The 1,208-nt window shown below is 66.1% G+C and carries 2 protein-coding genes; both read right to left on the bottom strand.

Annotated features, from left to right (window positions below; translation table 11 throughout):
• Nucleotides 1–1,002 (bottom strand): CHASE3 domain-containing protein (locus MKK70_RS15520; protein WP_243948765.1); only part of this gene is annotated, 1,002 nt, incomplete at its 3' end.
• Between the two features lie 21 nt (nt 1,003–1,023).
• A partial coding sequence (locus MKK70_RS15525; protein ID WP_243948766.1) for a hypothetical protein occupies nt 1,024–1,208 on the bottom strand: 185 nt, incomplete at its 5' end.

A 1,208-nucleotide genomic window follows, 5' to 3' on the forward strand; every position in this document is an offset into this window, starting at 1 on the left:
GCCCTGGCGCGAGGTCTGGGCCGTGGCCTGGGCGGTGGCGATCACCTCGCCGGCCCGCTTCGTGATCTGCGCACCCGAATGGGTGATCTCGTCCACCGTCGCCGCCGTCTCCTGCACCGCCGCGAACTGCTCCTCCACCGAGGCCGCCTGCTCCTGCGCCGAGGCGCGGATCTCGGCCGCCGCCGCGTTCAGGTCCGAGGTGGCGGTGCGGTTGGTGCGAGCGAGGTCGGCCAGCCCCGCTACCATCGCATTGAGGGTGCGCTTCAAGCGACCGATTTCATTGTGGCCGCCTTCTCCGAGTGTACCTGTCAGGTCGCCCTCGCCGATATGCTCGACGAAGGTCATTACCCGCCCGAGCGGCCGGACGATCAGCCGGTTGATGGCGATCCCGATCCCGATGCAGATCAGAAGCGTGATCAGGGCCGCGCCCCAGAGCGCGAGGCTCCCGTTGCGCTCGGCCTGCGTGACGCGAGCGGCCTGTGCCGCACGAGTCTGTTCTTCCAGATTGTCGATGGCGACGAGCTTGCTGCGCAGGGTGTCGAAGAACTGCTTGCCCCTGCCTTCGGCCTCGATACGCACCCCATCCGGGCGCGTCGTCGGATCCGCGGCCTGACGTATCGCGGTCTCGCCGATGTCGGTTTGCCAAGCGCGCGCTGCTGTCACGGCATCGGCAAACAGACGCGAACGCTCGGCATCGTTGCCGATCAAGGTGCTCAAATGTATGATCGTCTGGTCCAGGGCCGGCCGCCCCGCGCGGTAGGGCTCCAGGCTGCTCTCGCGCCCGGTGATCAGATAGCCGCGTAGGCCGGTCTCCTGGTTGAGCATGGCGGTGCGGAAGGCATCGAGCCCCCGAACTACTTGTGTCGAGCGGGCGAGGGCGTCGGTCGTATCCTGCAGGTGGTTGCGTGTGGCTAAGATCGCCCCGCTGCTGAGGACCGACACCAGCGCGATGACGCCGATCGCACCTCCAAGCGTGCGGTTGAGGCCAAACGTGTTCGGCATGTTCGAGCGTCCTACGCAGACCTACGACACCATGTGGCAACCGCCATCGCTGGCCCAGTCAGCTAAATTAGATTTCAAATCAAGCTGGTATTGGTTCCTTACGCCAATGGCGGCAATCTGAACGTCAGCAGGGATAGGCTGCAATAGGCCGCCGCCTGCGACCGGCGCATGAGCCGCGGCCAGTTGGGGAGGGGTTCGCGTTGACG

Source organism: Methylobacterium sp. E-041, assembly GCF_022829665.1.
GTDB lineage: Bacteria > Pseudomonadota > Alphaproteobacteria > Rhizobiales > Beijerinckiaceae > Methylobacterium.